Genomic DNA, 6,687 nt, shown 5'->3' on the forward strand with positions numbered 1-6,687 from the left:
GCCATGAGCCCCGTAACCGCCGGTGTGCTCCAGTTGCTCGCGCTGATCGCCGCGCTCGCTCTGGTCCACCGTCCCCTGGGCGACCACATGGCCCGGGTCTACTCCTCCGAGAAGCACTACGCACCGGAGAAGTGGATCTACAAGGCCATCGGCGCCGACCCCTCGGTCGAGATGCGCTGGCGCGCCTACCTGCGCGCCGTGCTCGCCTTCTCCGCCGCGGGCGTCCTCTTCCTCTACCTCCTGCAGCGCCTGCAGGGCGTCCTGCCCGGCTCGCTCGGCTTCGTGTCGATCGACCCCGACCAGGCCTTCAACACCGCCGCGTCCTTCGCGGCCAACACGAACTGGCAGTCGTACTACGGCGAGCAGGCCATGGGCCACGTCGTGCAGACCGGCGGACTGGCCGTGCAGAACTTCGTCTCCGCGGCCGTCGGCATGGCCGTCGCGGTGGCCCTCGTACGGGGCTTCGCGCGTTCCCGTACCGGTGAGCTCGGCAACTTCTGGGCCGACCTGGTCCGCGGGACCGTCCGCATCCTCCTGCCCATCGCCGTGATCGGCGCGATCGTCCTGGTCGCGTGCGGCGTCATCCAGAACTTCGCCGGGATCCACGAGGTCGGGCAGTTCACGGGCGGGACCCAGCAGTGGAACGGCGGCGCGGTGGCCTCCCAGGAGGTCATCAAGGAACTCGGCACGAACGGCGGCGGCTACTTCAACGCCAACTCCGCGCACCCCTTCGAGAACCCGACGCCCTTCTCCAACCTCTTCGAGATCTTCCTGATCCTCGTCATCCCGTTCGCGCTGACCCGGACGTTCGGCCGCATGGTCGGCAGCCTCCGCCAGGGCTACGCGATCCTGGCGACGATGGGCGTCATCTGGCTCGGTTTCACGGCGCTGATGATGTGGACCGAGTTCGCCCACCCCGGTCCGGTGTTCGACGTCTCCGGCGGGGCGATGGAGGGCAAGGAGACCCGCTTCGGCATCGCAGGCTCCTCGATCTTCGCGGTGGCCACCACCCTGACGTCCACGGGCGCGGTCAACTCCTTCCACTCCTCCTACACCGGCTTCGGCGGCGGCATCACCATGCTGGGCATGCAGCTCGGCGAGATCGCGCCCGGCGGTGTCGGCTCCGGCCTCTACGGCATGCTCATCATGGCGATCATCGCGGTGTTCATCGCCGGCCTGATGGTCGGCCGCACGCCCGAGTACCTGGGCAAGAAGATCGGCACCCGCGAGATCAAGCTCGCGGCCTGCTACATCCTCGTCACCCCCGCCCTGGTGCTGTGCTTCACCGCTGCCGCCATGGCCCTGCCGACGCCCGCCGGCTCCATGACGAACACCGGCGCGCACGGCTTCTCCGAAATCCTCTACGCCTACACCTCCGGCGCCAACAACAACGGCTCGGCCTTCGCGGGCCTGAACGCCGACACCCAGTGGTTCAACTCGACCATCGGCATCGCGATGCTGCTGGGCCGCTTCCTGCCGATGGTCTTCGTCCTCGCGCTGGCCGGCTCGCTGGCCGAACAGCGGCCCGTACCGGAGACGGCGGGCACCCTGCGTACCGACAAGCCGCTCTACGCGGGCCTGCTCGTCGGCACGATCACCATCATCACCGGTCTGACCTACTTCCCGGCCCTGGCGCTGGGTCCGCTCGCCGAAGGGCTCGCAGCATGAGCACCGCCACACCCACCCGTGCCCCGCACCAGGACGCCCCCACCGCTCACCGGCCGGGCACCGGGCGCGTGGGCGGGGGCCTGTTCGACCCCGAGCAGCTGCTGAGGTCCTTCCCCGACGCGGTCCGCAAGCTCGACCCCCGGATCATGGTCAAGTCCCCGGTCATGTTCGTCGTGCTGATCGGCTCGGTCGTCACGACCGTCCTGGCCGTCAAGGACCCCACGGACTGGTTCGGCTGGGCGATCACCGCCTGGCTGTGGCTGACCACGATCTTCGCGAACCTGGCCGAGGCCGTCGCCGAGGGCCGCGGGAAGGCCCAGGCCGACACCCTCCGCAAGGCGAAGACCGACTCGGTCGCCCGCCGTCTGACCCAGGACGGCAGGGGCGAGGAGCAGGTGCCCGGCACCGGGCTGCGCATCGGCGACCTGGTCGTCTGCGAGGCCGGTGACACCATCCCGGGCGACGGTGACGTCGTCGAGGGCGTCGCCTCCGTCGACGAGTCGGCGATCACGGGCGAGTCCGCGCCCGTGATCCGCGAGTCCGGCGGTGACCGCAGCGCGGTCACCGGCGGCACGAGGGTCCTCTCCGACCGCATCGTCATCAGGATCACGACGAAGCCCGGGGAAACCTTCATCGACCGCATGATCGCCCTCGTCGAGGGCGCCGCCCGGCAGAAGACGCCCAACGAGATCGCGCTGAACATCCTGCTCGCGTCCCTCACCGTCGTCTTCCTGCTCGCGGTCGTCACGTTGCAGCCGTTCGCGATCCACGCGGGCGCCGAACAGTCGATGATCGTGCTCACCGCCCTGCTGGTGTGCCTGATCCCGACCACCATCGGGGCACTGCTCTCCGCGATCGGTATCGCGGGCATGGACCGCCTGGTCCAGCGCAACGTCCTCGCGATGTCCGGCCGCGCGGTCGAGGCCGCCGGTGACGTGTCCACGCTGCTGCTCGACAAGACCGGCACCATCACCCTCGGCAACCGGCAGGCCTGCGAGTTCGTCCCGGTCGAGGGGACGACGGAGGCCGAACTCGCCGACGCCGCGCAGCTGTCCTCGCTGGCCGACGAAACCCCCGAGGGCCGTTCGATCGTGGTCCTCGCCAAGGAGAAGTACGGGCTCCGCGAACGCCACCAGGGCGAGCTCGCCCGGGCCGAGTGGATCGTCTTCACCGCGCAGACCCGCATGTCCGGTGTCGACGTCGACGGCCGGCAGACCCGCAAGGGCGCGGCCGGCTCCGTGATCACCTGGGTCGAGGAGCAGGGCGGCCGGGTCCCGGACGACGCGGGTCTCCTGGCCGGCCGCATCTCCGAAGCCGGCGGTACGCCGCTCCTGGTCGCCGTCCACGACGAGCGGGGTGCCCGGGTCCTCGGGGTCGTCCACCTCAAGGACGTGGTCAAGGAGGGCATGCGCGAGCGCTTCGACGAACTGCGCCGCATGGGCATCAAGACGGTCATGATCACCGGCGACAACCCGCTGACGGCCAGGGCGATCGCGGAGGAGGCCGGCGTCGACGACTTCCTCGCCGAGGCCACGCCCGAGGACAAGATGGCCCTGATCAAGCGGGAACAGGCCGGCGGCAAGCTCGTCGCGATGACGGGCGACGGTACGAACGACGCACCGGCCCTCGCTCAGGCGGACGTGGGCGTGGCGATGAACACGGGCACCTCGGCCGCCAAGGAGGCCGGGAACATGGTCGACCTGGACTCCGATCCGACCAAGCTCATCGAAATCGTCGAGATCGGCAAACAGCTCCTCATCACGCGGGGTGCGCTCACGACCTTCTCCATCGCCAACGACGTCGCGAAGTACTTCGCGATCATCCCGGCCATGTTCGCGGTGGTCTACCCGGGACTCGACGAGCTCAACATCATGGGCCTGTCCTCCCCGAGTTCTGCGATCCTCTCGGCCGTCGTCTTCAACGCCCTGATCATCCTCGCCCTGGTCCCGCTGGCCCTGAAGGGCGTCCGCTACCGGCCCACCAGCGCCGACAGGATGCTCCGCCGCAACCTCGGCCTGTACGGACTCGGCGGTCTCGTCGCCCCGTTCATCGGCATCAAGCTCATCGACATGGCTCTCTCCCTCATCCCCGGCCTCGCCTGAATCAGGAACGTGCTGATCGACCATGAACAACTCTGTAGGCAACACGGCACGGCTGATCGGGGCCGGCCTGCGGGCCCTGCTCGCCCTGACCCTGATCTGCGGGGTCGTCTACCCGCTCGCCGTCACCGGCATCGCACAGGCACTCTTCCCCGACCAGGCCAACGGCTCCGAGATCAGGGACAGGAGCGGCGACGTCGTCGGCTCCTCCCTCATCGGGCAGAGGTACGACCTTCCGAAGAAGGACCCGGACGACGCCGAGGAGACCGCGGGGCCGGACCTGAAGTGGTTCCAGCCGCGGCCCTCCGCCGGCCTGGGCTCCAACACCGTCAACACCCGGTACTCGCTCATCCTCTCCGGCGCCACCAACCGCTCCGCCGACAACGGCGCCGTGGGCGGCAGGTGCACCGAGGACGCCGAGGAAGGCACCCTCTGCGCCCAGGTCGTGGCCGCCAAGGAAGCCGTCGTCGCCGACAACTCCACCGGCTCCTACACGGTCCGGCCCGAGGACGTCCCGGCCGACGCCGTCACCTCGTCCGGCTCCGGCCTCGACCCGGACATCTCCCCCGCGTACGCCAGGATCCAGGTCCACCGGGTCGCCGAGAGGAACGGCCTCGACCCCCGGCAGGTCGAGCGGATCGTCGCCGAGCACACCCGGGGCCGCACCCTCGGCTTCATCGGCGAGCCCCGCGTCAACGTCCTCGAGCTCAACACCGCCCTCAAGGCGCTGACCGGGAGCTGACGGCCGGGGGCGGTCAGCTCCCGCCCGCGGCCTCCTCGGCCTTGTCGGCGATGTCCTCCAGGACGGCCTTCGGGTCGCCGCCGGGCTCCACGGCGCGGCCGATGTTGCGCTTGATCGCGTCACTGACCGCCACCCACGAGGGGTCGTTCACCGGATAGAGCCGGGCCGTCCGCAGGGCGTTCAGGAAGTCCTCGTCGGTCCGGCTGAGGCCGCCGCCGGCCGGGGTCCGCGCGGCGGAGGCGGTGGCCGGCAGCAGGTGGTAGCGGCCCGCGAAGTCCGACAGGTTCTTGTCCTGGTAGACGAACTCCAGGAACCTGCCGATCTCCTCGCGCCTGCCGTTCTGCTTGAAGGCAACCATCCAGTCGGCGACGCCCACGGTCGGCGGGCTCTCCTCGCTGCCCAGCGAGTCCGAGACAGGCATGGCCACGGTGCCGACGCCGATGCCCTTCGCCGCTGCCTCGTGGGCGAGCGACGGGTAGCCGTTGAGCATGCCGACCTCACCCCGCAGGAAGGCGGCGAACGCGTCGGCCCGGTTCGTCCTGGCCGGCGGAACGGGCCCGACGAGGCCGGGGGTGACCAGGTTGTCCCTGACCCACTGCCAGGTGCGCACGTTCTTCTCGGAGTCCAGGCTGTAGCTGCCCCGTTCGTCGGCGTAGCCGCCGCCGTTGCTCAGCTCCCAGATCAGCGCCTCGGCGTGCGCCTCCTCCGGGCCGAGCGGCAGCGCGTACGGGTACTTCACGCCCTTGGGGCTGGAGGAAATTGGCCTCGGCGCCGACGGAGAGGAGCTCTTCCGCGGAGTACAGCTTGCCCTGCGCGGCGAAGTCCGAGTAGGAGCCCATGAGCGCCACGTCGGGCGCCTCGCCCTTGGCGACCATGCGGGAGACCTCGCGGTCGATGTCGGCCCACGGCAGCAGCCGGACCTCGACCTTGATGCCGGGGTTGGCCTCGGTGAAGGCGCCGGTCATCCTGTCCCAGTAGGCCTTGGAGCTGGTGGCCGGGGTGTCGCCGTACTCGGCGGCCACCAGCCGGAGCGTGCCGCCGTCACCTCCGCCGCCGTCCACGGCGCCGCATCCGGAGAGTTGCGGCAGGAGGCCGAGTACGACCGCGGTGGCGGCCGGCCCGAAGATCTTTCGTCGCACGAGCGTATTCCCCTGGTGTCGCTTGGATGTCGCCGCGCACGGCGCACCCAGCCAGGGGTGCCCTGCGGCCCGGTGGCCGGAATCATCTCCCGGGATTGGAGGGATTGATTCCGCTCCGGGAGCAGGTGTGGCCGATGATCCAGCCGCGGGCCCGGCGCGTTGTGGCTTCCGACGAGGATCCGAACGGTCCCACGCGCGTAGAACGGATGGCCGCTCCGCCGCCCGGCTCCCGCCCGGCGCCCGCGAGGGAAAGAAGCAGGCGGCGGTCGGGCCGGGACGGGTCCGTTCGGCGGGATGGCGAAACGCTCCGTCAGCCCACCTTCGAGTGAGCCCGGAGCGCTCCGGCGGAGTCGGCGCGGGGCCGGGTCGAGCCGGGCCGAGGATGCCCGCATGCGGCTTTCCCCGACCCTCCCCGGCCGCGTCCTCCTTCCCTTCGTGGCCGCCGTCGCCCTGCTGGCCACGGGCGGGACCACGGCCGTCAGCGCCGCTGAGGCCTGCGGTTCGATCATCACCGCACCGCTGGCCCGGCCGGTCCCGGCGGACGACCCCTGTCCCAGCACCGATCCGGTCGTGTGCCGTCTCCGCGTCCTGCCCATGGACGAGAAGGTCGAGGCGCAGCGCACCCGGATCCGCTACCACGGCCTGCTGGAGGCCATGCCCCGCACCGAGGCCGACCTGCGCGAAGCCGGCGCCTCCGACGAGGAGATCGCCGGGGAGCTCGTCGACATGCGCAATCAGGCGAAGGAGATCACGCGCGCGGGCATGACCCCCGAGGAGATCCGGATCCTGGAGGAGCGCAACACGGCCAAGTACGGCAACCCCCTCGGTCCGACCGCCGACCAGCTCCATGTGAAGCACGGCTCCTGGCAGAAGGTCACCGACGCTTCCGTGCGCACCAGCTACGCCGTGGACCGCGAGCTCGCCCTGGAATACCGCCCCTGCACTAGGCCGTTTCTTAGCGATCACCTCGCGGACCAGATGTGGATGGCCGCGAGGTGGAGGGCCGCCCGGTAGACCGTGGCCGTTTTGTCGTAGCGGG

The 6,687-nt window shown here is 70.4% G+C and carries 4 protein-coding genes and 1 pseudogene; 4 read left to right on the forward strand and 1 reads right to left on the reverse strand.

Annotated features, from left to right (window positions below; translation table 11 throughout):
* The first annotated feature begins 3 nt into the window (after positions 1-3).
* The 3 genes from kdpA to IH80_RS0110040 are packed head-to-tail and all read left to right on the forward strand — an operon-like array spanning position 4 to position 4,509.
* Positions 4-1,668, forward strand: a complete 1,665-nt coding sequence (gene kdpA, locus IH80_RS0110030) for a potassium-transporting ATPase subunit KdpA (RefSeq protein WP_030959360.1) — start codon at positions 4-6, stop codon at positions 1,666-1,668.
* Complete coding sequence (gene kdpB / locus IH80_RS0110035) at positions 1,665-3,770, forward strand: potassium-transporting ATPase subunit KdpB (protein ID WP_030959362.1); 2,106 nt, start codon at positions 1,665-1,667, stop codon at positions 3,768-3,770. The genes kdpA and kdpB overlap by 4 nt, the downstream gene beginning before the upstream one ends.
* 22 nt (positions 3,771-3,792) lie before the next feature.
* A complete protein-coding gene (locus IH80_RS0110040; protein WP_030959363.1) occupies positions 3,793-4,509 on the forward strand; it encodes a potassium-transporting ATPase subunit C in 717 nt (238 codons plus the stop codon).
* A gap of 13 nt (positions 4,510-4,522) precedes the next feature.
* On the opposite strand, the pseudogene IH80_RS39090 reads toward IH80_RS0110040, so the two are convergent.
* Positions 4,523-5,648 (reverse strand): annotated as a pseudogene (locus IH80_RS39090) (extracellular solute-binding protein).
* 390 nt (positions 5,649-6,038) lie between these two features.
* Here IH80_RS39090 and IH80_RS0110050 point away from each other — a divergent pair.
* Positions 6,039-6,662 (forward strand): hypothetical protein, encoded by a 624-nt coding sequence (locus tag IH80_RS0110050; protein WP_234432183.1) that lies wholly within the window; start codon positions 6,039-6,041, stop codon positions 6,660-6,662.
* Positions 6,663-6,687 lie beyond the last annotated feature (25 nt).

Origin of the sequence: Streptomyces sp. NRRL S-378, assembly GCF_000720645.1 — a bacterium.
Lineage (GTDB): Bacteria > Actinomycetota > Actinomycetes > Streptomycetales > Streptomycetaceae > Streptomyces.

Coding starts and splice junctions, on each gene's coding strand:
- IH80_RS0110040 (WP_030959363.1), top strand. CDS start 3,793: ATGAACAACTCTGTAGGCAACACGGCACGGCTGATCGGGGCCGGCCTG.
- kdpB (WP_030959362.1), top strand. CDS start 1,665: ATGAGCACCGCCACACCCACCCGTGCCCCGCACCAGGACGCCCCCACC.
- kdpA (WP_030959360.1), top strand. CDS start 4: ATGAGCCCCGTAACCGCCGGTGTGCTCCAGTTGCTCGCGCTGATCGCC.
- IH80_RS0110050 (WP_234432183.1), top strand. CDS start 6,039: ATGCGGCTTTCCCCGACCCTCCCCGGCCGCGTCCTCCTTCCCTTCGTG.